This is a genomic window from Agrococcus jejuensis, from assembly GCF_900099705.1.
GTDB lineage: Bacteria > Actinomycetota > Actinomycetes > Actinomycetales > Microbacteriaceae > Agrococcus > Agrococcus jejuensis.
This window is the reverse complement of sequence record NZ_LT629695.1, coordinates 3,065,107-3,091,964: the sequence shown is the minus strand read 5'-3', so window position 1 is coordinate 3,091,964 and position 26,858 is coordinate 3,065,107. Positions and strand designations below refer to the sequence as shown.

At 72.9% G+C, this 26,858-nt stretch carries 25 protein-coding genes; 7 read left to right on the top strand and 18 right to left on the bottom strand.

Annotation, left to right across the window (positions count from 1 at the left end):
• Nucleotides 1–299: 299 nt before the first annotated feature.
• From BLQ67_RS16750 to BLQ67_RS14625, 3 genes are all read left to right on the top strand, one after another.
• Nucleotides 300–2,348: an alpha-1,4-glucan--maltose-1-phosphate maltosyltransferase gene (locus BLQ67_RS16750; protein ID WP_407922495.1), complete on the top strand. Its 2,049-nt coding sequence runs from the start codon at nt 300–302 to the stop codon at nt 2,346–2,348.
• Entirely contained in the window at nt 2,345–4,498 is a 2,154-nt protein-coding gene (gene glgB / locus BLQ67_RS16745; protein ID WP_092506270.1) for a 1,4-alpha-glucan branching protein GlgB, read from the top strand. Before BLQ67_RS16750 ends, glgB begins: the two co-directional genes overlap by 4 nt.
• A gap of 67 nt (nt 4,499–4,565) precedes the next feature.
• Entirely contained in the window at nt 4,566–5,072 is a 507-nt protein-coding gene (locus BLQ67_RS14625; protein ID WP_092506268.1) for a TIGR03086 family metal-binding protein, read from the top strand.
• 7 nt (nt 5,073–5,079) lie between these two features.
• On the opposite strand, the gene BLQ67_RS14620 is transcribed toward BLQ67_RS14625, so the two are convergent.
• On the bottom strand, nt 5,080–6,030 hold the full coding sequence (locus BLQ67_RS14620; RefSeq protein ID WP_092506266.1) for a tetratricopeptide repeat protein: 951 nt from the start codon (nt 6,028–6,030) through the stop codon (nt 5,080–5,082).
• Nucleotides 6,027–7,946, bottom strand: a complete 1,920-nt coding sequence (locus BLQ67_RS14615; protein WP_092506264.1) for a hypothetical protein — start codon at nt 7,944–7,946, stop codon at nt 6,027–6,029. Before BLQ67_RS14615 ends, BLQ67_RS14620 begins: the two co-directional genes overlap by 4 nt.
• Before the next feature lie 131 nt (nt 7,947–8,077).
• On the opposite strand from BLQ67_RS14615, the gene BLQ67_RS14610 reads away from it, so the two are divergent.
• A complete protein-coding gene (locus BLQ67_RS14610; RefSeq protein ID WP_092506262.1) occupies nt 8,078–9,145 on the top strand; it encodes an AI-2E family transporter in 1,068 nt (355 codons plus the stop codon).
• 51 nt (nt 9,146–9,196) lie between these two features.
• Here the strand turns inward: BLQ67_RS14610 and BLQ67_RS14605 are convergent, their stop codons facing one another.
• From BLQ67_RS14605 to rpsB, 10 genes are all read right to left on the bottom strand, one after another.
• Nucleotides 9,197–9,442, bottom strand: coding sequence for a hypothetical protein (locus tag BLQ67_RS14605; protein ID WP_092506260.1), 246 nt, complete (start codon nt 9,440–9,442; stop codon nt 9,197–9,199).
• A gap of 43 nt (nt 9,443–9,485) precedes the next feature.
• Nucleotides 9,486–10,121 (bottom strand): aggregation-promoting factor C-terminal-like domain-containing protein, encoded by a 636-nt coding sequence (locus BLQ67_RS14600; RefSeq protein WP_092506258.1) that lies wholly within the window; start codon nt 10,119–10,121, stop codon nt 9,486–9,488.
• Between the two features lie 64 nt (nt 10,122–10,185).
• The gene (locus BLQ67_RS14595) at nt 10,186–10,731 is read right to left on the bottom strand and encodes a DivIVA domain-containing protein (protein ID WP_092506257.1); all 546 of its coding nucleotides are present in this window, start codon (nt 10,729–10,731) and stop codon (nt 10,186–10,188) included.
• 48 nt (nt 10,732–10,779) lie between these two features.
• The gene (locus tag BLQ67_RS14590; RefSeq protein WP_231945073.1) at nt 10,780–11,715 is read right to left on the bottom strand and encodes a phosphatidate cytidylyltransferase; all 936 of its coding nucleotides are present in this window, start codon (nt 11,713–11,715) and stop codon (nt 10,780–10,782) included.
• Nucleotides 11,716–11,742: 27 nt separating this feature from the next.
• Entirely contained in the window at nt 11,743–12,297 is a 555-nt protein-coding gene (gene frr / locus BLQ67_RS14585; RefSeq protein WP_092506255.1) for a ribosome recycling factor, read from the bottom strand.
• Between the two features lie 42 nt (nt 12,298–12,339).
• The gene (gene pyrH, locus BLQ67_RS14580; protein WP_092506253.1) at nt 12,340–13,059 is read right to left on the bottom strand and encodes a UMP kinase; all 720 of its coding nucleotides are present in this window, start codon (nt 13,057–13,059) and stop codon (nt 12,340–12,342) included.
• Nucleotides 13,060–13,142: 83 nt separating this feature from the next.
• Nucleotides 13,143–14,186: a hypothetical protein gene (locus BLQ67_RS14575; RefSeq protein WP_092506251.1), complete on the bottom strand. Its 1,044-nt coding sequence runs from the start codon at nt 14,184–14,186 to the stop codon at nt 13,143–13,145.
• A gap of 53 nt (nt 14,187–14,239) precedes the next feature.
• Nucleotides 14,240–15,295, bottom strand: a complete 1,056-nt coding sequence (locus tag BLQ67_RS14570; protein ID WP_157674865.1) for a hypothetical protein — start codon at nt 15,293–15,295, stop codon at nt 14,240–14,242.
• A 126-nt stretch (nt 15,296–15,421) separates the two neighbouring features.
• On the bottom strand, nt 15,422–16,246 hold the full coding sequence (gene tsf / locus BLQ67_RS14565; protein ID WP_092506247.1) for a translation elongation factor Ts: 825 nt from the start codon (nt 16,244–16,246) through the stop codon (nt 15,422–15,424).
• A gap of 14 nt (nt 16,247–16,260) precedes the next feature.
• Nucleotides 16,261–17,217, bottom strand: coding sequence for a 30S ribosomal protein S2 (gene rpsB / locus BLQ67_RS14560; RefSeq protein WP_092506245.1), 957 nt, complete (start codon nt 17,215–17,217; stop codon nt 16,261–16,263).
• A gap of 279 nt (nt 17,218–17,496) precedes the next feature.
• Between rpsB and BLQ67_RS14555 the strand changes: the two genes are divergently transcribed.
• On the top strand, nt 17,497–18,063 hold the full coding sequence (locus BLQ67_RS14555) for a murein hydrolase activator EnvC family protein (RefSeq protein ID WP_092506243.1): 567 nt from the start codon (nt 17,497–17,499) through the stop codon (nt 18,061–18,063).
• Nucleotides 18,064–18,068: 5 nt separating this feature from the next.
• On the opposite strand, the gene BLQ67_RS14550 is transcribed toward BLQ67_RS14555, so the two are convergent.
• Both BLQ67_RS14550 and BLQ67_RS14545 read right to left on the bottom strand, forming a co-directional pair.
• On the bottom strand, nt 18,069–18,968 hold the full coding sequence (locus BLQ67_RS14550) for a tyrosine recombinase XerC (protein WP_092506972.1): 900 nt from the start codon (nt 18,966–18,968) through the stop codon (nt 18,069–18,071).
• A gap of 20 nt (nt 18,969–18,988) precedes the next feature.
• Nucleotides 18,989–19,882, bottom strand: coding sequence for a metallophosphoesterase (locus BLQ67_RS14545; RefSeq protein WP_092506241.1), 894 nt, complete (start codon nt 19,880–19,882; stop codon nt 18,989–18,991).
• A gap of 131 nt (nt 19,883–20,013) precedes the next feature.
• Between BLQ67_RS14545 and BLQ67_RS14540 the strand changes: the two genes are divergently transcribed.
• Nucleotides 20,014–20,898 carry a bile acid:sodium symporter family protein gene (locus tag BLQ67_RS14540; protein WP_092506239.1) on the top strand — a complete coding sequence of 295 codons (885 nt, stop codon included), beginning with the start codon at nt 20,014–20,016 and terminating at the stop codon, nt 20,896–20,898.
• A gap of 6 nt (nt 20,899–20,904) precedes the next feature.
• On the opposite strand, the gene BLQ67_RS14535 is transcribed toward BLQ67_RS14540, so the two are convergent.
• Nucleotides 20,905–21,396 (bottom strand): MarR family winged helix-turn-helix transcriptional regulator, encoded by a 492-nt coding sequence (locus tag BLQ67_RS14535; RefSeq protein ID WP_092506237.1) that lies wholly within the window; start codon nt 21,394–21,396, stop codon nt 20,905–20,907.
• A gap of 71 nt (nt 21,397–21,467) precedes the next feature.
• On the opposite strand from BLQ67_RS14535, the gene BLQ67_RS14530 reads away from it, so the two are divergent.
• Complete coding sequence (locus BLQ67_RS14530) at nt 21,468–23,702, top strand: LLM class flavin-dependent oxidoreductase (RefSeq protein WP_092506235.1); 2,235 nt, start codon at nt 21,468–21,470, stop codon at nt 23,700–23,702.
• A 25-nt stretch (nt 23,703–23,727) separates the two neighbouring features.
• On the opposite strand, the gene dprA is transcribed toward BLQ67_RS14530, so the two are convergent.
• Genes dprA through BLQ67_RS14515 form a run of 3 tightly spaced genes read right to left on the bottom strand, consistent with a single transcriptional unit; the run spans nt 23,728 to nt 26,833 of the window.
• Nucleotides 23,728–24,948: a DNA-processing protein DprA gene (gene dprA, locus BLQ67_RS14525; protein ID WP_092506233.1), complete on the bottom strand. Its 1,221-nt coding sequence runs from the start codon at nt 24,946–24,948 to the stop codon at nt 23,728–23,730.
• Nucleotides 24,945–26,474 (bottom strand): YifB family Mg chelatase-like AAA ATPase, encoded by a 1,530-nt coding sequence (locus BLQ67_RS14520; protein WP_092506231.1) that lies wholly within the window; start codon nt 26,472–26,474, stop codon nt 24,945–24,947. The genes dprA and BLQ67_RS14520 overlap by 4 nt, the downstream gene beginning before the upstream one ends.
• Entirely contained in the window at nt 26,471–26,833 is a 363-nt protein-coding gene (locus BLQ67_RS14515; RefSeq protein ID WP_092506229.1) for a YraN family protein, read from the bottom strand. Before BLQ67_RS14515 ends, BLQ67_RS14520 begins: the two co-directional genes overlap by 4 nt.
• Nucleotides 26,834–26,858 lie beyond the last annotated feature (25 nt).

Here is a 26,858-nt window from a genome sequence, read left to right as displayed (position 1 = left end):
GCCGCCCCGGATCGGCGCCGCGCCCCGCCTCGACCGCGACGACCGCCGCGTCGTCGCTGCCGCCCGTGCCCGCCGAGCCGAGCGTGCCCGCCGAGCCCGTGACGCCGCTGCCGCCCGCGACCGAGCCGCCGAGCACGCCCGTGCCGCCCGCTGCGCCGTCGACGCCCAGCGCCCCGCCCGCTCCCCCGGCATCGGCCCCGGCACCGCCGACGACCGTGACCGATGCCGTCGCGGCGCTGCCCCCGGCCGACGACGAGCCCATCTCGGCGCCGACGCCGCCCGCCTACGCCTCGGCGCCGCTGCCGCCGTCGGCACCGCGGCCCGCGTCCGGGGCCACGACAGCCGCGCCCGCCGCCTCGCCCGACCCGCGCACGCAGGTGCACACGGGCCGCATCCCCGTGCGCGACCTGTTCCCCGTCATCCCCGGCTCGCCGCATCCGGCGAAGGCCGTCGTCGGCGAGGTCGTGCCGTTCTCGGCCACGGTGTTCCGCGAGGGTCACGACCAGATCGGCGCGACGCTCGTGCTCACGGCCCCCTCTGGCGCCGTGCACCGCGAGCCCATGCACCTCGTCGCGCCCGGCACCGACCGCTACTCGGCGCTCGCCGCGATCGACGAGCAGGGCATGTGGACGTGGCACGTCGAGGGCTGGAGCGACGACTGGGGCACGTGGCTGCACGACGCCGAGATCAAGATCGGCGCCGGCATCGACGTCGAGCTCATGCTCGAGATCGGCGCCCGCCTCATGGAGCGATCGATCGCCGAGGCTGACGGCCCCGCGAGCCTCGCCGACGTCGCCGCCGTGCTGCGCGACGAGACGCAGGTGCCCGACGACCGCTGGGCCGCCGCGACCACCGCGACCGTGCGCGCGCAGCTGCAGGCGCATCCGCCGCGAGCGCTCGTCTCGGCCTCCGACGAGGTGCCGCTCAAGGTCGAGCGCACGAAGGCGCTCGTCGGCTCCTGGTACGAGTTCTTCCCCCGCTCCGAGGGCGCGCGCAAGACGGCGGACGGATGGGTGTCCGGCACCTTCCAGACCGCGAAGGCGCGCATCCCCGGCGTCGCCGCCATGGGCTTCGACGTGCTCTACCTGCCGCCGATCCACCCGATCGGCGAGGTGAACCGCAAGGGACCGAACAACACGCTCACCCCGGCGCCCGGCGACCCCGGCAGCCCGTGGGCCATCGGCTCGAAGGACGGCGGCCACGACGCCATCCACCCCGACCTCGGCACGATCGACGACCTGCGCGACTTCGTCGCCGAGGCGCAGGCGCACGGCATCGAGGTGGCGCTCGACTTCGCGCTGCAGTGCGCACCCGACCACCCGTGGGTCGTCGAGCACCCCGACTGGTTCACGCAGCTGCCCGACGGCACGATCGCGTTCGCCGAGAATCCGCCGAAGAAGTACCAGGACATCTACCCGGTCAACTTCGACCACGACCCCGCCGGCATCGCGCACGAGACCGTGCGCCTGCTCGAGCAGTGGGTCGACTGCGGCGTGCAGATCTTCCGCGTCGACAACCCGCACACGAAGCCCGTGTGGTTCTGGGAGTGGGTCATCCGCGAGATGACCGACCGCCACCCCGACGTCATGTTCCACGCCGAGGCGTTCACGCGCCCTGCGATGATGCAGACGCTCGCACAGGTCGGCTTCCAGCAGTCGGTGACGTACTACGCGTGGCGCAACACCAAGGAGGAGCTCGCCGAGTACCTCGCCGAGGTGTCGGGCGAGCAGGCGGCGTGGTTCCGCCCGAACTTCTGGACGAACACGCCCGACATCCTCACGGAGTTCCTGCAGTTCGGCGGCGTGCCGGCGTACAAGATCCGGGCGGCGATCGCCGCGACGGCCGTGCCGTCGTGGGCGGTCTACGCCGGCTACGAGCTCATCGAGGACGTCGCGCGCCCCGGCTCCGAGGAGAACGTCGACAACGAGAAGTACGAGTACAAGGAGCGCGACTGGGCCAGGGCCGAGCGCCTCGGCACGTCGATCGCGCCGTACCTCACGCGACTCAACGCCATCCGCGCCGCGCATCCCGCGCTGCAGCAGCTGCGCAACCTCACGGTGCACTGGAGCGACGACGACGGCGTGCTCGTGTTCTCCAAGCATCTCGACGGCCGCTTCACCCCGTCGGGCGAGCCGGACACCATCGTCGTCGTCGCCAACGTCGACCCGCACTCGGTGCGGCAGACGATGGTGCACCTCGACCTCGCCGCCCTGGGCCTCGAGCCCGGCTCGACCTTCGAGGTCCACGACCTCGTGACCGATCAGGTGTGGGAGTGGGGCGACGACGCGTTCGTGCGCCTCGACGCCTTCGTCGAGCCCGTCCACATCCTGCACGTGAGGCACCCATGACGACGACGATCGACGACGCCACGCTCGAGCAGCTCAGCGTCGGCTCGCACCCCGCGCCGCACGACCTGCTGGGCGCGCATCCCGACGGCGACGACCACGTCGTGCGCGTCGTGCGCAGGCTCGCCCGCACCGTCGAGGCGCTGCCCGAGGGCGCGGATGCCGTGCCGCTCACGCACGTCGCCCACGGGGTGTGGGAGGGCACCGTGCCCGGCCCCGTCGTGCCGTACCGCGTGCGCACGACGTACGACGACGGCGTCGGCCACGAGGCCGAGGATCCGTACCGCTTCCTGCCGACCGTCGGCGAGCTCGACGCGCACCTGTGGCACGAGGGCAGGCACGAGCAGGCGTGGGAGGTGCTGGGCAGCCACGTGCGCGAGCACCAGGGCGTCGCGGGCACGTCGTTCGCGGTCTGGGCGCCCAATGCGCGCGCGGCGCGCGTCATCGGCGACGCCAACGGCTGGGACGGCACGATGCACGCGATGCGCTCGATGGGCGCGAGCGGCATCTGGGAGCTCTTCGTGCCCGGCGTCGGCCCCGGCGACGCGTACAAGTACGAGCTGCTCACGCACGACGGCTGGGTGCGCCGCGCCGACCCGTTCGCGCGCTTCACCGAGGTGCCGCCCGCGACGGCGTCGAAGACGGGCGTCTCGACGTTCGAGTGGAGCGACGACGAGTGGATGCACGCTCGCGCGCAGTCCGACCCGCACACGGGCCCCATGTCGGTGTACGAGCTGCACTTCGGCTCGTGGCGCCCCGGCCTCTCGTACCGTGAGATGGCCGATCCGCTCATCGCCTACCTCGACGAGACGGGCTTCACGCACGTCGAGTTCCTGCCGCTCGCAGAGCATCCGTTCGGCGGCTCGTGGGGCTACCAGGTCACGGGCTACTACGCGCCGACGAGCCGGTTCGGGCATCCCGACGACCTCAAGTACCTCGTCGACCGCCTGCACGGCGCCGGCTACGGCGTCATCGTCGACTGGGTGCCCGCGCACTTCCCGAAGGACGAGTGGGCGCTCGCGCGCTTCGACGGCACGCCGCTGTTCGAGCACGGCGACCCCCGCCGCGGCGAGCAGCTCGACTGGGGCACGAACGTCTTCGACTTCGGTCGCAGCGAGGTGCGCAACTTCCTCGTCGCGAACGCGGTGTTCTGGCTCGAGGAGTTCCACGTCGACGGCCTGCGCGTCGACGCCGTCGCATCGATGCTCTACCTCGACTACTCGCGCGCCGAGGGGCAGTGGCTGCCCAACGAGCACGGCGGGCGCGAGAACCTCGAGGCGATCTCGCTGCTGCAGGAGGTCAACGCCACCGCGTACAAGCGCTGCCCCGGCATCGTGATGATCGCCGAGGAGTCGACGTCGTGGCCGGGCGTCACCCGGCCGACCGACCAGGGCGGGCTCGGCTTCGGGCTCAAGTGGAACATGGGCTGGATGCACGACACGCTCCGGTACATGCAGGTCGACCCCATGTACCGGTCGCACCACCACCACGACATCACCTTCTCGTTCCTCTACGCGTTCTCGGAGGCGTTCACGCTGCCGATCAGCCACGACGAGGTCGTGCACGGCAAGGGCTCGCTGCTGGGCAAGATGCCCGGCGACCACTGGCAGCAGCTCGCGTCGGTGCGCGCGTACCTCACGTTCATGTGGGCGCATCCCGGCAAGCAGCTGCTCTTCATGGGGCAGGAGTTCGGGCAGCCGAGCGAGTGGAGCGAGGCGCGCGGCCTCGACTGGTGGATCCTCGACCAGCCGGCGCACCAGTGCCTCCTGCGACTCGTGGGGCGCCTCAACCGGGTCTACCGCGAGCACGAGGCGCTCTGGGGTCGCGACTCCGAGCCCGCGGGCTTCGAGTGGATCGACGGCGGCAACTCGTCCGACAACGTCGTGGCGTTCCTGCGCCACGGTCACGACGGCCGGCCGATCGCGGCGATCCACAACTTCTCGGGCAAGCCCGTGCACGACTACCGCATCGGCCTGCCCGAGGCTGGCGCGTGGACGGAGCTCGTGAACTCGGATGCGACGGAGTACGGCGGCTCGGGCGTCGGCAACCTCGGCACGGTGCACGCCACCGACGAGGCGTTCGGCGGCCGTCCGGCGTCTGCGACGCTCACGATCCCGCCACTCGCCGGTCTGCTCCTCACGCCCGCTCGCTGACGCACACGACCGCCGACGTCGCGCCAAGGGCTGGCGCCGCGTCGGCGGTCGGGTGCAGCATCGCGGCATGACGACGATCGACGCGACCCTCGACGGACTGCTGCACGACCTGCAGCGCATGATCGGCGCGGTCGACGACTGGCATGCGGCGACGCCGTGCGCCGAGTGGGATGCCGGCGCGCTCGTCGACCACCTCGTCGTCGACCTGCGCAACTTCGCCGCGGGGATGCGCGGCGAGGAGGTCGACTGGGCGGCCGCGACGGCGACGAACGACGACCGCGCGGCCGCGTTCGCCGAGGCAGCGGACGACCTGCGCGCCGCCTACGCCGACGGCCTCGACGCCCAGGTCGACTGGCAGCTCGGCGAGCTCGCGACGCACGCGTGGGACCTCGCGGCAGCGACGGGCACGTCGACGAGCGACCTCGACCCGGCCGCGGCCGAGCGCGGCCTCGCGTTCGTCTCGGCGAACCTCACCGACGAGCGGCGCGGCTCGGCGTTCGCTCCCGCCGTCGAGCCCGCTGCCGACGCGGATGCGTACGGCAGGCTCGCGGCGTTCGCGGGCCGCAGCGCCTAGGCCGCGCTCAGTAGAGCAGCGTCGTCAGGCGGCGACGCGCCGCACCGACGCGCGGGTCGTCGGCGCCGACGATCTCGAAGAGGTCGACGAGGCGCAGGCGCACGTCCTGGCGCTGCTCCCCCGTCGTCGCCGCGACGAGGTCGAGCAGGCGCGCGAACGCGTCGTCGACGTGACCGCCCGAGACGTCGAGGTCGGCGACGAGCATCTGCGCCGCGACGTCGTCGGGTGCCTCGGCGGCCGCCTGGCGGATGCCGTCGGCCGTCGTGCCCTGCAGGCGCTCGAGCAGCCGCACGTTCGCCAGGCCCGCGACGGCCTCGCCGTCACGCGGGTTCGCGACGATCGCCCGCTCGAACGCGTCGATTGCCGCGGCGAGGTCGCCGCGGTCGAGCGCGTCGTGCGCCTCCTGGTGCAGCGGCGGCAGCGGCGGCTCCGCGGGCTCCTCGGGCGGCTCGCCCGGCTCGCCGACGGGCAGGCGGCCGGTGACGCCCTCCTGGGCCGCGAACGCGAGCACCTGCTCGAGCACGTCGACGACCTGCGCCTCGGGGATCGCGCCCGTGAAGAGCGCGGCGGGTCGGCCGCCGATGACGGCGGCGACGGTCGGGATCGACTGCGCCTGGAACGCCTGCACGAGCTGCGGGTTCTGGTCGGCGTCGACCTTCGCGAGCACGATGCGGCCCGCGTACTCGGTCACGAGCCGCTCGAGGATCGGCGTGAGCTGCTTGCACGGCCCGCACCACTCGGCCCAGATGTCGATGACGACGGGCACGGTGCGCGACAGCTCGACGATCTGCGCGAAGTCGGCGTCGCCGACGTCGACGATCACGCCGACGCCGCCCTGCGGTGCCGCGGTGCCGTCGGCGGGTGCTGCCTGCTGCGGTGCCGCCGGACGCGCGTGGCGCGCCGCGAGGCCGGAGAGGTCGACGGCGCCGGCCATCGACGCGGGCAGACGATCGGTCATCCCTGGACCTCCTGGACGTCGATGAGCGCGTAGGCGTAGCCGAGCAGCACGAGCGGCTGCTCGGAGCCGTCGTCGGACTTCGGCGGCACGTAGAACAGCGCCTGGATCTGGTACGAGGCCGTGAGGCCGGTCGTCGAGCTCTCGACGGGCGACAGCGCCGTCTGGGCGCCCACGCCGGGGCGCACAGTGACGCCCTCCTCGCGCGGGATCGACGTGGTCGACTCGACGAACGACGTCGCGACGTACGCGCCGCCGTCGGCGTCCGCGACGAGCGTCACGGGTGCCTGGTCGTCCTCGGCGTCGGCGAACGTCATGTCGACCGTCTGGCTCGTCTCGAGCGCGAGCGTCTCCTGCTTGTCGTCGTAGCCGACCTGCTCCTGCAGCGAGTCGTTCTCGGCGGGGAACCGCGGCGCCCACGACGAGTTGGGGCCGCTGATGAGCACGTCGCCGTACGCCGCGGCGATGGACTCGGGCGCGACCTCGAGCAGCGGCGTGTTCGCCGGGAGGCCCGGTGCGCCGACGTCGGCGGAGGCGCCGGTGAGCTGGTTGCCCGACTCGAGACGGAACTGGTAGACGAGGCGGTAGTCCTCGCGCGGCGAGTCCTGCACGAAGACGAGCGCCGACTGCGCCTGCGTCTCGTCCTGCCAGCCGACGACGGCCATGACCGAGCGCGGCCAGACCTCGCTCTGCTGCGGCAGCAGCAGCTGGATGTCGCCGTCGGGGATGCCCGTCGCGGCGGCGATGCTCCCGTCCTGCCCGCGCACCGTGTAGTTGACGGTGCGCGCGTCGAGCTGCGGGCCGCCGAGGCGCTCTGCTGCGAGGTTCGCGTCGAGCGTCGAGTCGGCCTGCGCGACGACCTCGCGGGTGTCGGCGAGGATGCGCTCGAACTGGCGCACGGTCACGGCGGCCGGCGGCAGCGTGTCCTCGAGGCTCGTCGGCTCGGGCGAGCCCGACGGCGTCGCCGAGGGCTGCGCGAGGTCGGGCCAGTACTGCGGGCCGCAGCCCGTGAGCAGCGCGGCGCCCATCGCGATGGGCACGACGAGGCGGACACGGCGCAGCGTCGCGCGGCGGCGCGGGGTCGCGCGGCGCTCGGTGCGGCGGGCGTCGTCGGCGGGCGTCTCGGGTGCGTCGGTGGCCGGCGTCTCGCCGGTCGTCGACGCGTCGGTCGCCGTCTCGCCGGAGGCGGCGTCATCGGGATCGGGTGCCGAGCCGGCCTCGATCGCCTGCTGCGGCGGCGCGACGGGCAGGCCGCGCTTCGCACCGCGCTGGATCTCGCGCCGCTCACGACGCGACGGCGCCGGCGACAGGCGTCGCTGCGGGCCGCGGTGCCTGCGGTGCCTGCGCACCGCGAGCAGCAGCAGGAGCAGCGCGAGGGCAGCGAGCACGAAGCCCGCGGTCATGAGGGGACCGAAGAACGGCATGGAGCGCTCGTTGGGCCATTCGACGCGGATGTCGCTCGGGGCGGCGGCCGTGCCGTCGGACACGATCGCGACCGAGTAGTCGAGCGGCGCAGCGAGCTCGAGGGAGACCTCGCCCTCGCCCGTCGCCTCCTGCACCCACAGGTCGCTGCCCGCGATGGCGGGCACCGACTCCTCGCCGCCGTTCGTCACGTCGAGCCCGAGCTCGCCGTCCTGGTCGACGACGACGGCGTGGTCGGCCTCGCCGATCCAGCCGAGCACGTCGCTCGTGCGGCCGACGACGGCCGTGATGGCGCCGTCGCCCGTGATCGTGATGGTCTGGCGACCCTCATGGGTCGCGAGCACGTCGCCGCCGAGCACCACGACGGGCGAGTCGACCGCCTGCTGCAGCTGCTCGGTGATCGTCTGCGGCGGTGCCCAGATCGTGCGCTGGCCGATGGCGAGCGCGAAGCAGGCCACGGCGAGCACGAGGCTGATCACCGAGAGCAGATATCGCATGCAGGTTCCCTCCGCGCGGCGACCGATCCGTCGAGCCGCGCACGTCCGACCATCCAGGGTACCCGAGGGCCACCGGCGCGTTCCAGTCGGCATGCGCCGAGCACCCGGCATGCGCCACCTATGCTGGCGGGATGAGGGTGAAGGGTGCATTCCAGATCGGCCTGCTCGGCGGGCTCGGCGTGCTGCTGGCGATCGCGATCGCCGGTGCGGTCGGGCAGATCTCGTCCGTGCTCGTCTACGCCTTCGCCGCGATCTTCCTCGCCCTCGGCGTCGACCCGATCGTGCAGTTCCTCACGCGCCACCGCTTCCCAAGGTGGCTCGCGGTGCTCACGGTCATCGTCGCCATCCTCGGCGCGTTCGTCGGCATCGTCTTCCTCATCGTGCCGCGCATCGTCGACCAGTTCTCGACGCTGATCCAGGGCGTCGTCGCGACGTTCCAGGCCGGCCTGCTCGACGACGTGCTCGACTGGGCGCAGACGACGTTCCCGGGCGTCGACTGGCAGGGCATGATCGACGACACCCTGCAGGCGCTGCAGGACCCCAACACGTACGCGTCGCTGCCGCCGCAGCTCGGCAGCGTCGTCACGACCGTCATCGGCGCAGTCGGCGCCACGGTCGCCGCGCTCTTCGGCGGCTTCATCGTGCTCGTGCTCATGCTCTACTTCATGGGCTCGCTGCCCGCGCTGAAGTCGGCGATGTACCGCCTCGTGCCCGCGTCGAAGCGCCCCACGTTCATCCGCATCGCCGAGCAGATCATGTCGGCGGTCGGCAAGTTCGTCACGGGCCAGTTCGCGCTCGGCCTCTGCAACGGCATCCTGTCGTTCGTCATGCTGTCGATCGTCGGCTCCGAGCTCGCCGTCGTCTACGCGTTCATCGCCTTCCTCGCCTCGACGATCCCGCTCGTCGGCACCATCACGGCCTCGGTCACGATCTCGCTGCTCGTGCTGCTGCTCGACGGCCCGCAGACGGCGCTGCCCGTCGCGATCTACTACGCGGTCTACATGCAGTTCGAGGCGTACGTGCTGAGCCCGCAGATCATGAACCGCGCCGTGAAGGTGCCGGGTGTCGTCGTCGTGCTCGCGGCCCTCACGGGCGGCACGCTGCTCGGCATCCTCGGCGCGCTCGTCGCCATCCCGGTCGCCGCGGCGATCCAGCTCATCCTCAAGGAAGTCGTCATCCCACGCCAGGACGCGCTCTAGCGCTCCCCTGCGGGCGCTCGTGCGCTCCGACGCGCTCGTGCTCCGTCGGCGTCAGGCGATGCGCCAGCAGGCGCTGTGCCAGTGCCGACGGTCCTCGACCGCGCGGTCGCCGAACAGGCTGTCGTCGCGCCAGACGACGACGTGCGCCGTGCCGGGCTCGACGAGCTGCTCGCAGCCCGGGCACCGGTACGCCTTCTGCGCGTTCGACGCGCTCATCGGCTGCACCTTCCAGGCGAACCCCATGCGGGTCTCGGTGCGCAGGGAGCCGAGCAGGATGCGGTCGACGTCGAGCGGCACGTGATCGGTCGGACAACGCCTGGGCCTGCGCCCGGCCACGGCCTCAGTACCAGCCGACGGACTGCGAATGCGCCCACGCGCCGCAGGGCGTGGAGTAGCGGCCGGCGATGTAGCCGAGGCCCCACGTGATCTGCGTGGCGGGGTTCGTCTGCCAGTCGGCGCCCGCCGTGGCCATCTTCGAGCCGGGCAGCGACTGCGGGATGCCGTACGCACCGCTCGAGACGTTGTGGGCGTAGACGTTCCAGTTCGACTCGCGCTGCCACAGCAGGTAGAGGCACTGGTATTGATCGTCGCCCCAGCCGCGCGCGAGCACCATGTCGCGGGCGATGGCCTGCGCCGAGCCCGGGTCGGGTGCGGCGACGGCTGGCAGCACGTAGGTCGAGGCCGACGAGGATCCGGTGGATGCCGCGGCCGTCGGCGTCGGTGTGGGCGTCGGGGTCGGCGTGGGGCTCTCGACGACGAGGTCGTCGCGCTGCACGGCGTCGCCGGAGCCCGTGACCTCGCCGATGCCCTGCGCGAGCTGGTTCTCGCTCGCGAGGCCGCTGTCCTCGGCGTACGACGCGACGTTCGGGTCGACGATCGAGACGGCCACGAAGGCGCTCGCGGCGACGAGCGCAGCGATCGAGACGATGCCGCGCGTCCGCGTGCGGCGCGCAGGGGCATCGGTACGAGAGAACATGGGGGTCGAGACTATCACGACCAGGTAACGACGGCCCAGCCCGGCCTCGGCTCGCGAGCGTCGGTCAGCGCACGGCGAGCATGAGCGAGACGACGGAGTCGAGCACGAGGTCGACCTGATCCTCGTCGTATCCGCCGCGCTGCGCCGTGAACTGCACCGTGCGCACCTCTCGGGGCGTGATCTCCGGCCCGTCCTCGAGGTAGTCGGCCAGGCGTGCGGCGAACGCATCCACCTCGGCGACCCGGTAGCCCTTCGTGAGCGAGCCGACGCGGCGGAAGCGCTCGCCGTCGACGCGCTTCAGACGCGCGAGCGTCTCCTCCGCCTGCGTGCGGATGCCCTCGAAGAAGGCGGCCTCGCCCTTCGACGCGATCCCCCGCTCGCGCTCGCGGTTCGCGAACGCCTCCTCGAGCCGCTCGAGCGCGGCGTCGACGTGCGCGGGCGAGTAGCCCGACTTCGCGAGGGCGAACGACGCCTGGCGGATCTGCGAGGAGTCGAGGGCGGTCGGCGAGTCGCTCGCGTAGGCGCGGCGTGCATCCTCGAGGAAGTCCTCGACCTGCTCGATGTCGTAGCCGAGCTGCCCACGACGGACCTTCGGGAACGTGGCGCTCATGCCTCGCATCCTCTCACGATCGTCATGCGTCGCCGCCGCCCGACCGCATCACAGGCCCGCGAGGCGCGCGATCTCGTAGAGCGCGTACATGACGACGGCGCTCGGCAGGCTCGAGTCGAGACGGTCGAGGAACCCGCCGTGGCCAGGCAGGAACGTGCCGATGTCCTTGATGCCGAGGTCGCGCTTGATGAGCGACTCCGCGAGGTCGCCGACCGTCGCGGTCGTGAGGATGACGAGGCCGATGATGACGCCGTACCACCAGGGCACGTCGAGCGCGAGGATGCCGTAGGCGATCGCGGCGGCGACCACGAGCACGCCTGCGCCCGCGAAGCCCTCCCACGTCTTGCCGGGGCTGATGCGCGGCGCGAGCTTCGTGCGACCGAACAGCACGCCGGATGCGAGCGCGCCCGTGTCGTTCACGATCGCGAGCACGAGGAACCCGAGGGTCCACCACTCGCCGTGCTCCTGCTTCGTGAGCAACACCGAGAACGCGCCGAGCACGCCGCAGTAGGCGATGCAGAAGGCGCTCGCCGAGATGTCGGTCGCGATCGCGCGTGCGCCCGTGCGCGTCGACGGCGCGACCGCGACCTCGGCGAGGCGGTAGAGCGCGATGACGGCGATCGCCAGCAGCGTGCCGTACCAGAGGCCGGCAGCGCCCCAGAACCACGTCGCGCCCTGCAGTCCCACGCCGAGCACGACGAGCGGGATGCGCGGCACGTCGCGACCGGCGAAGCGCAGCGCGCTCGCGAGCTCGTACAGCGTGAACGCGACGAGCACGCTGCAGAAGATGACGAAGAGGCCCTTGAAGAGCAGCAGGCTCGCGAGCAGCAGCACACCGAGCACGACGCCGAGACCGATCGCCACGGGGAGGTTGCGACCGGCGCGCGCGTTGGCGCGCTCGTTCGCAGCCTCGATCTGCTCACGGGCCGCGTGGATCTGCGCCTGGATCTGCGCCTCGATCCGATGCGGGTCGCGCTCTGCCACGCGTGCCTCTCCTCGACGTCGGGTCGCTCAGACCTCGAGCAGCTCGGCTTCCTTCTTCTTCAGCGCCTCGTCGATCTGCTCGACGGCCGCCTTCGTCGCCGCGTCGAGGTCCTTCTCGCCGCGTGCGATCTCGTCGTCGCTCACCTCGCCCGTGAGGGCGTCGAGGTCGGTCTTGCCCGCGCGACGCACGTTGCGGATCGCGACGCGAGCGGCCTCGGCCTTGTCGCGCACGATCTTCACGTAGTCCTTGCGACGCTCGGCCGTGAGCTCGGGCATCGTGATGCGGATGAGCTGGCCGTCGTTGTTCGGGGTCACTCCCAGGTGGGGTGCGCCGACGATGGCCTTCTCGATGTCCTTGAGCGCCGACTTGTCGAACGGCGTGATGACGAGCACGCGCGCCTCGGGCTGCTGGAAGCCCGCGAGCTGCACGAGCGGCGTCGGCGTGCCGTAGTACTCGACGAGCAGCTTCTGGAAGAGCGCCGGGTTGGCGCGTCCCGCCGACACCGTCGCGAAGTCATCCTTCGCGACCTCGATCGACTGGGCCATCTTGTCCTTGGCCTCGGTGAGCACGTCGCTGATCATGGCGCCTCCAAGCGTCTCTTGCAGTCTAGGTGTGCGCGCGGGTCAGCCGTGGACCACGGTGCCGAGGCGCTCGCCACGGATGGCTCGCGCGATGGCGTCGCCCTCCATGCCGAACACGAGCATCGGCATCGCGTTGTCCATGCAGAGGCTGAACGCCGTCGCGTCGACGATCTTGAGGCCGCGCACGAGGGCCTCCTGGTACGTGATGTCGTCGATGCGCGTCGCCGTCGGGTCCTTCTTCGGATCCGCGGTGTACACGCCGTCGACGCCGTTCTTGGCGACGAGCACCTCGGCCGCGCCGATCTCGAGCGCGCGCTGCGCCGCGACGGTGTCGGTCGAGAAGTACGGCAGGCCGGCACCGGCGCCGAAGATCACGACGCGGCCCTTCTCCATGTGGCGCTCGGCGCGCAGCGGGATGTACGGCTCGGCGACCTGCGTCATCTGGATCGCCGACTGCACGCGCGTCGCCGCGCCCGCCTGCTCGAGGAAGTCCTGCAGCGCGAGCGCGTTCATGACGGTGCCGAGCATGCCCATGTAGTCGGCGCGTCCGCGATCCATGCCGCGCTGCGAGAGCTCGGCGCCGCGGAAGAAGTTGCCGCCGCCGACGACGATCGCGATCTCGACGTCCTTCGCGGCATCGGCGATCTGCGCCGCGATGCCCTGCACGACGTCGGGGTTGACGCCGAGGGAGCCGCCGCCGAACGCCTCGCCCGAGAGCTTCAGCAGGACGCGTCGGCGATTCGTGCGGGGGGCGTCGGTCATGGGTCCTCCGTCGAGTCGTGCAGCCCAGCAGGTCGTGCCAGGGCCGCCATCGACCCTACCGCGCCGAGGGCGTGCGGATGCGCTCAGGCGAGCGGCGGCACGTCGAGCCACGCGGGGGCGTGGAGGCCCCTGGCGATCGTCAGCGCCGTGGACTGGTCGACGGGCAGCGTGAGCGACACGAGCGCGTCGTCGAACGCGACGAGCACGGCGCCGGCGCTCGTGACGAGCTCGCCCTCGTCGTCGTCGGTCGTGCCCTGCCTCGCCATGCCGTCGGTGCCTGCATCGGCGTCGGCGAGCAGCGCGTCGCGGGCGGTCGCATCGAGGGGCGACCACGACAGCGCATCCTCGGTGAACCCTCCGGCGACCTGACCGAGGCACGACAGCGGATACGGGCCCGTGCCGTAGGAGTCGGTGAGGAGCCACGCCGCGCCCGACGCGTCCGTGCCGACGCCGGCGTCCTGCGGGAGCATCGTCGCGCAGTCCTGTCCGACGGGTCCGAGGGCCGCCATGAAGGCCGCCGCGTCGAACGTCGGGTCGGGCGTCTCGGCGACGTACCACTCGACGACCGGTGCGCCCCCGATGTCGAAGCGGCGCCCGGGCAGCACGATGCCGACGTACTCCCGATCCTCCCCCGTCATGCGCACCAGGGTGCTGTCGGCGATGCCGTCGACCGTGCCGACCTCGACCCCGTCGCCCTCGACGACGCCGGCGAGCAGCGCGGCGGCCGCCGACGCGGTCTGCGACGGGTCGAACTCGTACATCTGGATGCTCACGGCGCCCGTCGAGAGGACCGCATCCGGTGACGTCAGCTCGCACGTGACCCAGCGATCGAACGCGTCGAACCCGAGCTCGGACGACGTGCCGTACGGCCCCTGCCGCGTCGTGACGCTCGCGACGGCCACGTCGGTCATGCCGAGCAGCCTCTCGCGCAGCTCGGGCGAGAGCACGTTGAGGCAGTTGACCGGCACCTCGTCGTAGGCGAGCGGCTCGGGCGACGGCGTCGGCTCGGCGGATGCCGTCGCGGGCGGCGAGCCGCTCGACGCCGGCGTCGGCGAGGCGGTGCTGCAGCCGGCGAGGGTGGTCGCGAGCACGAGTGCGGCGAGGGCGAGTGCGTGGCGTGGGTGCATGGGGACCATCCTTCGTGGGCGGTGCTGGACGTCAGCGGCGTCGGCGGCGGAGGTCATGCGACGGGCGGCACGTCGAGCCACGCGGGGGCGTGGACGTGCCGTGCGAGCTGCAGCGCCAGCTCACCGTCGATGGGGATCGCGAGGTGCACGACCACGGCGTCGAAGACGACGAGCCGCGTGTCGTCGGCGAGCGCGACGATCGCACCGCCGCCGTCGAGCGTCGAGCCCTGCAGGCGCATGCCGTCGACGCCGGCCGCCGCATCGTCGAGCAGCTGCTCGCGGTCGGCAGCGGTCACGTCCTCCCACCAGAGCACGCGCTCGTAGCCGCTCGCCTCGTTCGCGTGGCAGATGGGCGTGTCCCGAGACGCGACGGTGGTCCCGCTGCCCAACCCGTGACGCGCCATGAGGTCGAGGTCGGCGGTCGGGATCGGTAGCACCGGCTCGCACGTCTGATCGAGCGGCGGGAAGCGGTCCGTGAGCATCGCGGCATCGACCGTCGCATCCGGAGCGGATGCCGCGAGCGCGTCGACCCCGGATGCCGTGTCGAGCGCGAGCATCCAGCCATCGCCGACGATCCACGCCTTCACGTATCCGTCGAACGGGATGACCAGCTGCTGCGCAGCCTCGACTCCGGGAGCAGGCTCGAGCACCAGGTCCGTGCCCGGGGGCTGGGAGATCTCGCCGCGGTCGCCGAAGTCCGCGAGGTCGACGAGCAGCTGCGCGGTGTCCGACCGCGAGAACTCCATGTAGGTCACGCCCTCGACGAAGCCGTCGGGCATCGCGAACCCGCACGCCGTCGATCGCGTCTGCTCGGGCAGCGGGAGCTCTCCGCCGACGGCCCCCATCGGCCAGGGGCCGGAACGGCCGGTCACGCTGGTCGTCGCCGTCGCGCCCAGCAGATGCGCGCGGAGCTCCGCCGACACGACGTTGAGGCAGTTGATCGGCGTCTGCTCGCGCGTCAGCGGCTCGGGGGTCGGCGTCGGGATGGGGGTCGGGCTCTCGCTCGCGCTGGGCGTCGGCGACGGCGCCGGTACGGCGTCGGCGCAGCCGACGAGGACGAGCGCTGCGAGGGCGGCGGGGAGCGCGAGCATGGCGCGGGTTCGGGTCACGGATCCTCCTGGTCTGCCCGTCATGTCCGGCACCGCGCCGGGGTCACACGACGACCGCCGGACACGACGAAGGGGGCCGGATCGCTCCGGCCCCCTTCGAGGTGCATCGTGGCTCTCAGGTGCTGGCTACGCGCCGACCTTGAAGCGCGAGAACGCCGACACCGTCAGACCGGCGGCCTCGAGGACCTTGCCGACCGACTGCTTGTTGTCGCGTGCGTAGTCCTGGTCGACCAGGACGATCTGCTTGAAGAAGCCCGTGAGGCGACCCTCGATGATCTTCGGCAGGGCAGCCTCGGGCTTGCCCTCGCCGAGCGCGATCTCGGTGACGAGCGCGCGCTCCTTCTCGACCTGCTCGGCCGGCACGTCGTCGCGGCTGACGACCGTGGGGTCGAACATCGCGATGTGCTGCGCCACGGCGCGAGCGGTCTCCGCGTCGTCGCCCGAGAAGGCGACGATCACGCCGACCTGCGGGGGCAGGTCCTTGCTCGTGCGGTGCAGGTACGTCGCGAACGCGTCGCCCGTGAGGGTCGAGACCTTGGCGAGCTCGATCTTCTCGCCGATCGTCGCAGCCTGATCCTCGATCACCTGCTGGACGGTCGAGCCCTCGGCGGGGGCCGCGAGGGCCTCCTCGAGCGTCGACGCGCCAGCGGCGGCGACCGCAGCCACGACCTTGTCGGCGAGCGCGATGAACTTGTCGTTCTTCGCGACGAAGTCCGTCTCGCAGGCGAGCTGGATCATCGTGATCGAGCCGGTGCCCTCGGCGACGGCCACGAGGCCCTCGCTCGTGGTGCGGTCGGCACGCTTCGCGTTGCCCTTCGCACCCTTGAGGCGCAGGATCTCGGTGGCCTTCTCGACGTCGCCGCCGGCCTCCTCGAGCGCTGCCTTGGTGTCGGACATGCCGGTGCCGAGCTGCTCGCGCAGCGCCTTCAGGTCAGCGATGTTGACTGCCATGTGGTGACTGGTCCTTACTGCTTGGCGGACGCGGTGGCGTCCTCGGTCTCGGCGGCGGGCGTCGCCTCCGAGGCGGGCTCCTCGGTCGCCTCGACGGCGGCCTCGGTGGTCTCGGCAGCAGCCTCGGCCTCGACCGCAGCCTCCTCGGCGGCGGGCTCGGTCGCGGCGGCCTCAGCCTGCTCCGCGACGACCTCGGTCGCCTCGGGAGCGGCAGCACCCTCGGAGAGCAGCTCGCGCTCCCACTCGGCCATCGGCTCGACGTCGGCGTCCGACGAACCCTCGTGGCGCTCGCGCAGGCCCTCGGCCGCGGCGTCGGCGATGATCTTCGTGAGCAGGCCCACCGAGCGGATCGCGTCGTCGTTGCCCGGGATCGGGTACTGCACGTCGTCGGGGTCGCAGTTCGTGTCGAGGATGGCGATGACCGGGATGCCCAGCTTCTTCGCCTCGTCGATCGCGAGGTGCTCCTTGTTCATGTCGACGACCCACAGGGCCGACGGCGTGCGCTGGAGGTTGCGGATGCCGCCGAGCGACTTCTGCAGCTTCGTGAGCTCGCGCTGCTTGAGGAGGAGCTCCTTCTTCGTGAAGCCCGAGCCCGCGACGTTCTCGTAGTCGATCTCCTCGAGCTCCTTCATCACCGCGAGGCGCTTGGAGACCGTCTGGAAGTTCGTGAGGAGGCCACCGAGCCAGCGCTGGTTCACGTAGGGCTGGTTGACGCGGGTCGCCTGCTCGGCGATCTGCTCCTGCGCCTGCTTCTTCGTGCCGACGAAGAGGATCGAGCCGCCGCGCGACACGGTCTCCTTGACGAAGTCGTACGCCTTGTCGATGTAGGCGAGCGACTGCTGGAGGTCGATGATGTAGATGCCCGAGCGCTCCGTGAAGATGAAGCGCTTCATCTTGGGGTTCCAGCGACGGGTCTGGTGCCCGAAGTGGACGCCGCTGTCGAGCAGCTGGCGAGTGGTGACGACGGCCATGAGCCATCTCCTGATTCTGTTGCGGTTGGCGGAGCGATCGGCGACCGCTCCCCTGGCGTCCTGCGAGAGCCCCGCCGGCAGTGCCGGACCATGTGGAGGCTGTCGCGTTCGCGGACGCGCGAAGTCACCCCCGAAGCGGAGGTGCTCCGGCAATGCTACACGCTCGGAGCCTGCGGACGCGCGCGCGGTCGCGGGTCGCGGCTCCCTCACAGGACTGCGCCATCCCCAGGTGGTCGCGCGCGGCATCGCGCCGGCTCTCGTCGGGTGGAGGGTCGACGCATGTCCGACCGCCGCATGCCCGCATCGCGACTCGTGCTGGCAGCGCTCTGCGCGGTGCTCGTCGTGGGCGGGGCGCCTCCCGCCGCCGCGACCGACGACCGCGGCGGTGGCACGACCGCCGCCGAGGTGCCCGAGCAGCTCGAGGGGTCGCTCGCGTGGCCCGTGCCGCAGGCACAGGTGCTGCGCGCGTTCGCGGCGCCATCGACGCGCTGGGGCGCCGGGCATCGCGGCATCGACGTCGCCGCCGCACCCGGCGAGACGGTCGTCGCCGCGACGTCGGGCACCGTGACGTTCGCGGGCACGGTCGTCGATCGGCCGGTCGTGACGGTGCGGATGGATGGCGTGCCGTGGGAGGTGCTCGTGACGGCGGAGCCCGTCGCGCCGCTCGTCGCCGCCGGCGACGTCGTCGAGGCCGGCGACCCGATCGGCACGGTCGTGGGCGGGCACCGGCCATGCGGTGCGTGCATCCACCTCGGCGTGCGCATCGACGACGCGTACGCGAACCCCATGGCGCTGCTCGGCGCCGAGCGCGCCGTGCTGCTGCCGCTCGCGCGCGGCTCGGGATGAGCCGCCTACGCGCGAGGGTGCGCCGTGCGGTACGACTCCGTGAGCCGCTCGAGCGACACGTGCGTGTAGATCTGCGTCGTGCCGAGGCTCGCGTGACCGAGCAGCTCCTGCACGGCGCGCAGGTCGGCGCCGCCGTCGAGCAGATGCGTCGCCGCCGTGTGCCGCAGCGCGTGCGGGCCCGCAGGGCCCGAGCCGGGCACGTCCTCGAGCAGGCGCGCGACGAGCGCGTGCACCGCCCGCTGCCCCATCCGCCCGCCGCGCACGCCCAGCAGCAGCGCCCGCGACTCGCGACCGGAGGCGAGGGCGGGTCGCCCCATGCGGATCCAGTCGTGCACGGCATCGAGCGCCGGCACGCCGAACGGCACGACGCGCTCCTTCGCGCCCTTGCCGAGCACGCGCACCGTGAGGCGCTCGAGGTCGACGTCGTCGACGTCGAGGCCCACGAGCTCCGAGACGCGCAGGGCGCTCGCGTAGAGCAGCTCGACGATCGCGAGGTCGCGCCTCGCCACGGGATCGCCCGTCTCGGCGGCGTCCTCGAGGCGCGCGACGATGCCGTCGATCGCACCGCGCGAGAGCACGCGCGGCAGGTGCGCGTCGCGCTTGGGCGTGCGCAGGCGCGACGCGCCGATCGCGACGCCCTCGCGCTCGAGCCACGCGCCCAGGCCGCGCACGGTCGAGCTGCGCCGCGCGAGCGTCGACTTCGCGAGCCCCTGCTCGCTCGCCGCGTAGAGCCAGTCGCGCAGCACCTCGAGGTCGAGCGCGGCGACGTCGTCGACGCCCGCGGCGTCGCAGTGCGCGCGCAGGCTGCGCAGGTCGGCGCCGTACGACCGCACCGTGCGGGGGCTCGCGCCGCGTTCGCGCTCGAGGTGCGCGAGGTAGGCGTCGATCGCCTCCTCGACGCGCATCGTCGCGACGGCCACGAGCGTCAGGGCTTCCTGCTGAACCGGTCGGTGCGCCCCTGCGGGTCGAGCGCGGCGAGCTGCGCGTGCAGGTCGGCGGGCAGCGGTGCGAGGGACGCGTGCGCGCGACCGGGCACGACCGAGTGCGCGATCGTGTGCGGGTAGACCTCGAGCACGTTCGCCGACTGCGCGGCGTCGACGCCCTCGAAGCCCGTCGGGCCGGCGGCGAGATCGTCGGCGTACGACGTGGCGTTCGCGAGGATCACGGGGATGCCCGCGAAGGTGCCCGAGCCGTTGACGTGGAGGTGGCCGGAGAGGATCGCGCGCACGTCGGAGCCGGCGAGCACCTCGGCGAGGCGCGGCTCGTCACGGAACTCGAGCACCTGCATGATGCGCGCGCGGTACGGCAGCGGCGGGTGGTGCATCACGAGCAGCGTGCCGTGCTCGGCGGGCGTGGCGAGCACGTCGGCGAGCCACTCGGCCTGGCCGTCGTCGAAGGCGCCGTGGTGAAAGCCCGCGAGGCTCGTGTCGAGCGAGACGATGCGCAGGCCGGCGACCTCGTGCACGTGGTCGTACGGCGCGGCCGACTCGACGTCGTGCAGCGCTCGCCACATCGGCGCGCGCTCGTCGTGGTTGCCGGCGGCGTACACGATCGTCGCACCCATCCGCTCGGCGACGGGCTCGACGAGCTCGCGCAGCAGCGCGTACGCCTCGGGCTCGCCGAGGTCGGTGCAGTCGCCCGAGACGACGAGCGCGTCGGCGCTCGGCGCCGCGAGCTCGAGCCGAGCGAGCGCGTCGCGCAGGTGCCCGGCCGTGTCGATCGCGCCCCCGAGCAGCGCGCCGCCCGCGAGCAGATGCGTGTCGCTCAGATGGGCGACGACGTGCGTCGGCGCGGGATGCTGCCCCAGTCCGTCGTGCATGCCCCCAGGCTATGGCGGCCCCTCCGTCACGGAGTCGCGGCTCGCTGCCGAGTGCGGCGTGTCCGCACGCGCTCTCCACAGGTACGGCGCGTGCGCCGAGCATCCCTCACCGTTTGCCGCACACTGTCCCCATGGGATCTGCACTGACGACCGTCGGCCTGCCGGTCGCGCTCGGCATCATCATGTTCGGGCTCGGCCTCGGGCTCACGCTGGCCGACTTCGCTCGCGTCGCGAAGCATCCGCGCGCCGTCATCGTGGCCCTCGCCTGCCAGCTGCTCGTGCTGCCCGCCATCTGCCTCGGCCTGGTTGCGCTCTTCCAGCTGCCGCCGCTGCTCGCCGTCGGCATGATGATGCTCGCCGCATCGCCCGGCGGCACCGTCGCGAACCTCTACAGCCACCTGTTCCGCGGCGACGTCGCGCTGAACATCTCGTTGACCGCGATCAACTCCGTCATCGCCGTCGTGTCGCTGCCGCTCATCACGAACCTCGCGATCGCGATCTTCGACCCGTTCGACGACCAGCTGGGCCTGCAGCTGTCGAAGACCGTCGAGGTCTTCCTCGTCGTGCTCGGACCGGCGGCGCTCGGCATGCTCGTGCGACGCCTCGCCCCGGGCTTCGCCGACCGCATGGACAAGCCCGTGCGCGTCGGCTCGTTCGTCGTGCTCGTCGTCGTCATCGCAGGCGCCGTCATCTCGAACTGGGACATCCTCGTCGCCAACGTCGCGAGCCTCGCGCTCATCACGGCGCTCTTCTGCGTCGCGAGCCTTGCGATCGGCTACTTCGTGCCGCGCTGGCTCGGCGTCGGCCGACGCCAGGCCGTCGCGTCGTCGTTCGAGATCGGCATCCACAACGCCGTGCTCGCCATCGTGATCGCGCAGACGGTGCTCGGATCCATCGAGGTCAGCCTGCCCGCGGGCGTCTACGGCGTGCTCATGCTCTTCATCGCGGGCGGCTTCGGCTGGCTCATCCGCGACCGGCGCGCGGCGAGCGACGCGGCGGAGCCCGTCGCGGCCTAGTCCCGCCTACGAGCGCTGCGGCGCGGCGCCGAGCACGTCGACGACGTCCTCGACGACGCGACATGCGTCGCGATCGTCGCCCGCGTGGAGGCGGATGGCCGCCTGGCGCACGAGGCGCTCGAGCAGCGCCGCCTCGTCGCCCGTCGCGCCGTCGAGCAGCGAGCGCTCGCTCGCGGCGACGGCATCGCGCAGCGTCGCGAGCGTGGATGCGCCGAGCTCGGTGAGCGCGCACAGCTGCGCCCGCCGATCGCTGGGATCGACGCGACGCTCGACGAGCCCCGCTGCGACGAGGTCGTCGACGACGTAGGTGAGCACCGTGCGGTCGATGCCGAGGTGCGCGGCGAGCGCGCCCTGCCTGGGCGTCGCGCCATCGAGCGTCTGCAGGATCTGGAAGCCGCGCGGGCCGTGCGGCACCGACGCCGTCGCCTCCTGCGCGCGCCGCTGCCACTCGCGGAAGAGCACGCCGAGCGACCATCCGAGCTCGAGGTCGTCCGCCATGCCCCGATGCTAGCGGGAATGCGTGGCTCGGCAGATAGGTTGTCTCACAACACGAATCGAGGAGGCATCCCGTGGACTACGGCCACCCGCTGCAGCTGGGCACGTTCATCACGCCGACGGCAGCGCATCCCGACCGCGTCGTGGCGCTCGCGCAGGCGAGCGAGGACGCCGGCTTCGACATGGTGACGTTCCAGGACCACCCGTACCAGGCGGCCTTCCTCGACACGTGGACGCTGCTGTCGTTCGTCGCCGCCGAGACCGAGCGCGTGCTGCTCTCCCCCAACGTGCTCAACCTGCCGCTGCGCCCCGCGCCCGTCACTGCGCGCGCCGCCGCATCGCTCGACCTGCTGTCGGGCGGCCGATTCGAGCTCGGCATCGGCGCAGGCGGGTTCTGGGACGCCATCGCCGCGATGGGCGGGCGCCGACTGACGGCCGGCGAGTCCATCGATGCGCTGCGCGAGGGGATCGACCTCATCCGCGAGCTGTGGGACGCGGAGGGGCGCGGCGCCGTGCGCGGTGGCGAGCACTACCCCGTCGCCGGCGCGAAGCGCGGGCCCGCGCCCGCGCACCGCATCCCGATCCACGTCGGCGCGTACAAGCCGCGCATGCTGCGCCTCACGGGCGAGGTCGGCGACGGCTGGCTGCCGTCGCTGCCGTACATGCAGCCCGGCGACGTCGCCGCGGGCAACGCGCGCATCGACGCTGCGGCCGAGGGCGTCGGCCGCGACCCGCGCGAGATCCGCCGGCTGCTGAACATCCGCGGCGACGAGCCGCTCGACGAGCTCGTGCGCCTGGCGCTCGAGGACGGCGTCTCGACGTTCATCGTCATGGCCGACGACGAGCGCACGATCCGCGGCTTCGCCGAGGGCACGGGCGCCGCGCTGCGCGACGCCGTCGCCACAGGTCGAGCCGCGTCGGGCGTGCAGGCGCCGGGTCGCTCGTCGGTGGCGCTCGCGGCGCGCCGCGACGGCATCGCGTACGACGCGCTGCCCGAGTCGCTGCGCGAGCACGCGGTCGAGCCGGGCGACTTCGCGTACGCGAGCGTGCGGTCGTCGGCGATGCGCGGCGGCTCCCCCGGGCTCGTGCTGCGCCCGCAGTCGGTCGCCGAGGTCGTGGATGCGGTCGCGTTCGCCCGCGAGCACGCGCACGTGCCGCTCGGCATCCGCTCGGGCGGGCATGGGGTGAGCGGGCGGTCGACGAACGACGGCGGCATCGTGCTCGACGTCGGCGCGCTCGCGAGCATCGAGGTGATCGACGAGGCCGAGCGCATCGTGCGGCTCGGCCCGGGCGCGACGTGGGTCGACGTCGCCGCGGCACTCGCGCCCCGCGGCTGGGCGATCTCGAGCGGCGACTACGGCGGCGTCGGCGTGGGCGGGCTCGCGACGGCAGGCGGCGTCGGCCTCATGGGGCGCGCGCACGGCCTCACGATCGACTCGGTCGTGGGCGCCGAGGTCGTGCTCGCCGACGGCTCGGTCGTGCGCACGTCCCAGACCGAGCGACCCGAGCTGCTGTGGGCCATCCGCGGCGCCGGCGCCAACGTGGGCGTCGTGACGTCGTTCGACGTGCGCGCCGCCGAGGTGGGGCAGGTGGGGTTCGCGCAGCTGGCGTTCCAGATCGACGACGTCGCCGGCTGGCTCGAGGACTTCGGCCGCACGATGGAGGCATCCCCGCGCGACACGACCCTCTTCGCGACGCTCGGACGCGCGGGCGAGGGCCGACCGGCGATCGCGCAGGTCTACGGCGTCGTCGACGCCGAGGACCCCGACACGATCCTCGAGCGACTCAACGCGTTCGCGGCGCTCGCGCCGCTCGTGAGCCAGCAGGTCGTGCTCGCGACGTACGACCAGGTCATGGCGACGTTCGTCGGCGACCGCGCGCCCGCTGTCGGCGAGCCGCGGTTCCGCTCGGGGCTCGTCGCATCGCTCGGCGGAGAGGTCGCGCGCCGATCGGCGGCGCTCGTCGGCTCGGGCTCGACGCCGTGGTTCCAGATCCGCTCGATGGGCGGGGCGACGGAGGGCGTGCCCGCCGACGCGACGGCCTTCGCACATCGCGAGGCGCGCTTCTCGATCACGGCGATCGGCGCCTCGGGCACGTTCGACGTGCTCTGGACCGAGCTCGAGGACGTCATGGACGGCCTCTACCTCAGCTTCGAGCAGCGCACCGACCAGTACCTGCTCGAGCGCGCCTTCCCGCCCGCCACGCTCGCGCGCCTGCGTGCGATCAAGGCGGAGGTCGACCCGGCAGGCCTCTTCCGCGACAACTTCTTCGTGGGCGTCGAGGCGGCGGCGGCGAGCGACGCAGCCTGAGTCGCCCCAGGCCGACCGAGCCGCGTCACGCCGGCGTCGCCCGGCGTACCCAGCCGCTCCCCCGCTGCTCGACGACGCCGGAGAGGTCGAGCAGGCCGAGCGTCGCGCGCACCTCGGCGAGCGACATGCCGGCGCGGGCGGCGAGGTCGTCGGCGTCGCGGGGCTGACGGATGCTGAGGGCGTCGAGCACGCGCGTCTCCTCGGCGCCCGCGCGCGCATCCAGGCCGACGGGCATCGCGTCGCCGTCGACGAGCGCGCGCATCTCGTCAGCACCCTGCACGAGCTGCGCGCCGTAGTCGCGGATGAGCCGGTGGCAGCCGGCGCTCGCGCCGCTCGTGACCGGGCCGGGCACGGCGCCGAGCGGACGGCCGAGCGTCGCTGCGTGGCCCGCGGTGTTGATGGAGCCCGAGCGCACGCTCGCCTCGACGACGACCGTCGCCTGCGCCAGCGCGGCGATCAAGCGGTTTCGCGCCAAGAACCTCCATCTCGAGGGTGTCGACCCGCACGGCACCTCGGCCACGATGGCACCCTCGCGCTCGACGCGGCGCAGCAGGTCGTCGTTGCCGGGCGGGTAGAGCCGGTCGAGGCCTCCGGCCATGACCGCGATGGTCGTGCCGCCGACGGCCATCGTCGCGCGGTGCACGCACGCGTCGATGCCGTACGCCGCGCCCGAGACCGTGGCGAAGCCGTGGCGCACGAGCCCCTCGACGGCCTCCATCGCCACGTGCTCGCCGTAGCCGCTCGCCGCGCGCGAGCCGACGAGCGCGATCGATCGCCGGGTCTCGGCGAGCGCCGCGAGCGATCCGCGCACCCACAGCGCCGCGGGCGCGTGCGGACCGAGGTCGTCGAGGCCGGCGGGCCACTCGTCGGCGAGCGGCGACAGCAGCGTCTGGCCCCACGCGGCACCTTGCTCGAACGCGCGCCGCACGCGGGCGTCGTCGAGCCGGGGACGCCAGCGATCGACCGCCGCATCCATGTGCCGCACGAGGTCGGGCGCCACGTCGCCGGCCTCGGCGAGCCACCGTGACGGCGCTGCGCCGTCGACGAGCAGCTCGAGCGCGCGCACGTCGCCGAGCGCCTCGCGCGCGGTGCCGGCGACGGCGTCGCCGGGCTCGGGGATGCACGACCACGCCGCCGCGGCGAACAGCCGCACGGCCGCGTCGCCGTCGAGCTGCTCGAGGCTCGGCGGCGCGACGCCCTCGACGAGCTCGCGGATGGTGGCCTCCGGCAGGCGGAATCGGGTCACGAGGGCACTCCCTGTCGGTAGAAGAGCGCGCGGCCGACGTGCTCGCGCGTCACGGATGCGTCGTCGAGGTCGGCGACGGTGCAGGCCACGCGCAGGGTCCTGTCGTACCCGCGCATCGAGATCGCGCCGCGCGCGAGGGCGTCGTCGAGCGGACCGACGACGGCGGGCGGCAGCGGATGCGTGCGGCGCAGCCACGGCCCATCCACCTGCCCCATCGCCCGCCACGGCGTGCCACGCAGCCGGTGCGCCGCCCGCTCGCGGGCAGCGGCGACGCGCTCGCGGGCGACGGCGGTCGACGTGCGCGGCTCGTCGGCACGCATGGCTGCCTCGACCGGCCTGACGCGGTCGACGGTCACCTGCAGGTCGACGCGGTCGAGCAGCGGGCCCGAGAGCCTGCCGAGGTAGCGGCGGCGCTGCTGCGGCACGCATCGGCACTGGCCGGTGCCGTGGTGCCCGCACGGGCATGGATTCGCCGCGAGCACGAGCTGGAACGCCGCCGGGAACACCGCGGTCGCCGACGCGCGATGGATCTCGATGACGCCGGACTCGAGCGGCTCGCGCAGCCCGTCGAGCACGACACGGGAGAACTCGGGGCTCTCATCGAGGAAGAGCACGCCATGCGATGCCCGCGACACGGCCCCGGGACGGATGAGCGCCCCACCTCCGCCGACGAGCGCACCGGCCGTCGCCGAATGGTGGGGCGCCTCGAACGGCGGCGTGCGATCGAGCGTCGCGCACGCGATGCCCGAGAGCGAGCGCATGGAGGCGACGTCGAGCGCCTGGTCGACGTCGAGCTCGGGCAGCAGTCCCGGCAGCCGGGAGGCCAGCATGGTCTTGCCTGCGCCGGGCGGGCCGAGCATGAGCATGTGGTGCGCGCCGGCGGCGGCGACCTGCAGCGCCTCGACGGCGTGGAGGTTGCCGATGACGTCGGCGAGGTCGGGCACGGCCCGCGTCGTCTCGGGCGGCACGCGCAACGTGGCGGGCTCGACGGGCACCGGCTCGACCTCGGCGCCGAGCGCGATCGCGGCCTCGCGCAGGCTCGCGACGGCGCGCACGCGCACGCCCTCGACGAGCGACGCCTCGTCGGCGTTCGCGTGCGGCACGAGCACCTCCTCGGCCCCGTCGAGCGCGGCGGCGCGCACGAGCGGCAGCACGCCGCGCAACGGCTGCAGGCGACCGTCGAGGCCCAGCTCGCCGAACAGGGCGGCGTCGCGCTCGGGCGGCACGACGCCGATGGCGCGCAGCACCGCGATGGCCATCGGCAGGTCGAGGTGCGTGCCGGCCTTCGGCAGCGACGCGGGCGTGAGGTTGATGACGACGCGCGTGCTGGGGAACTCGAACCCCGACGTCTCGATCGCCGACTGCGTGCGGTGCTGCGCCTCGCGGATCGCCGCATCCGGCATGCCCACGACGCGCACGCTCGGCAGCCCGCTCGCGACGTCGACCTCCACGTCGACGCGCCGGCCGGCGAGGCCCTGCAGCGCCACGGTGCGAGCGGCGCCGACGACGCGCAGGATGGCAGTCATCGGATGCCTCGCACGTGCTCGAGGCGCATGGGCGCGTCGTGGGGTGCGTCGACCGCGATGGCGTCGAGCCGCATGGGTCCGCGCACGTCGTGCGCCTGCATCCACAGCGTCGCGAGCGTGCGCAGCCTGCGCAGCTTCTCGCGCGTGATGGCCTCGAGCGGATGCCCGTAGCGCCGCCCGCGCCGCGTCTTCACCTCGACGAAGACCCATGTGACGCCGTCGCGTGCGACGACGTCGAGCTCGCCCTGCCGGCAGCGCCAGTTGCGGTCGACGATGCGCATGCCGGCCTGCCGCAGCAGGTCGGCGGCCGCGTCTTCGCCCGCTCGTCCGAGTCGATCCTTGGGATGCATGCCGAGCATCCCACCGTGCGCCGCCGACCGCGGG

Excerpts from the sequence above, each read along its gene's own strand:
- BLQ67_RS14575 (WP_092506251.1), bottom strand. The coding sequence starts at position 14,186 with ATGCACCCACGCCACGCACTCGCCCTCGCCGCACTCGTGCTCGCGACC.
- BLQ67_RS14540 (WP_092506239.1), top strand. The coding sequence starts at position 20,014 with ATGGGATCTGCACTGACGACCGTCGGCCTGCCGGTCGCGCTCGGCATC.
- BLQ67_RS14620 (WP_092506266.1), bottom strand. The coding sequence starts at position 6,030 with ATGACCGATCGTCTGCCCGCGTCGATGGCCGGCGCCGTCGACCTCTCC.
- rpsB (WP_092506245.1), bottom strand. The coding sequence starts at position 17,217 with ATGGCCGTCGTCACCACTCGCCAGCTGCTCGACAGCGGCGTCCACTTC.
- glgB (WP_092506270.1), top strand. The coding sequence starts at position 2,345 with ATGACGACGACGATCGACGACGCCACGCTCGAGCAGCTCAGCGTCGGC.
- BLQ67_RS14625 (WP_092506268.1), top strand. The coding sequence starts at position 4,566 with ATGACGACGATCGACGCGACCCTCGACGGACTGCTGCACGACCTGCAG.
- BLQ67_RS14515 (WP_092506229.1), bottom strand. The coding sequence starts at position 26,833 with ATGCTCGGCATGCATCCCAAGGATCGACTCGGACGAGCGGGCGAAGAC.
- BLQ67_RS14555 (WP_092506243.1), top strand. The coding sequence starts at position 17,497 with ATGTCCGACCGCCGCATGCCCGCATCGCGACTCGTGCTGGCAGCGCTC.
- BLQ67_RS14545 (WP_092506241.1), bottom strand. The coding sequence starts at position 19,882 with ATGCACGACGGACTGGGGCAGCATCCCGCGCCGACGCACGTCGTCGCC.
- BLQ67_RS14615 (WP_092506264.1), bottom strand. The coding sequence starts at position 7,946 with ATGCGATATCTGCTCTCGGTGATCAGCCTCGTGCTCGCCGTGGCCTGC.
- frr (WP_092506255.1), bottom strand. The coding sequence starts at position 12,297 with ATGATCAGCGACGTGCTCACCGAGGCCAAGGACAAGATGGCCCAGTCG.
- BLQ67_RS14535 (WP_092506237.1), bottom strand. The coding sequence starts at position 21,396 with ATGGCGGACGACCTCGAGCTCGGATGGTCGCTCGGCGTGCTCTTCCGC.
- BLQ67_RS14595 (WP_092506257.1), bottom strand. The coding sequence starts at position 10,731 with ATGAGCGCCACGTTCCCGAAGGTCCGTCGTGGGCAGCTCGGCTACGAC.
- BLQ67_RS14550 (WP_092506972.1), bottom strand. The coding sequence starts at position 18,968 with ATGCGCGTCGAGGAGGCGATCGACGCCTACCTCGCGCACCTCGAGCGC.
- BLQ67_RS14600 (WP_092506258.1), bottom strand. The coding sequence starts at position 10,121 with ATGTTCTCTCGTACCGATGCCCCTGCGCGCCGCACGCGGACGCGCGGC.
- pyrH (WP_092506253.1), bottom strand. The coding sequence starts at position 13,059 with ATGACCGACGCCCCCCGCACGAATCGCCGACGCGTCCTGCTGAAGCTC.
- tsf (WP_092506247.1), bottom strand. The coding sequence starts at position 16,246 with ATGGCAGTCAACATCGCTGACCTGAAGGCGCTGCGCGAGCAGCTCGGC.
- BLQ67_RS14520 (WP_092506231.1), bottom strand. The coding sequence starts at position 26,474 with ATGACTGCCATCCTGCGCGTCGTCGGCGCCGCTCGCACCGTGGCGCTG.
- BLQ67_RS14610 (WP_092506262.1), top strand. The coding sequence starts at position 8,078 with ATGAGGGTGAAGGGTGCATTCCAGATCGGCCTGCTCGGCGGGCTCGGC.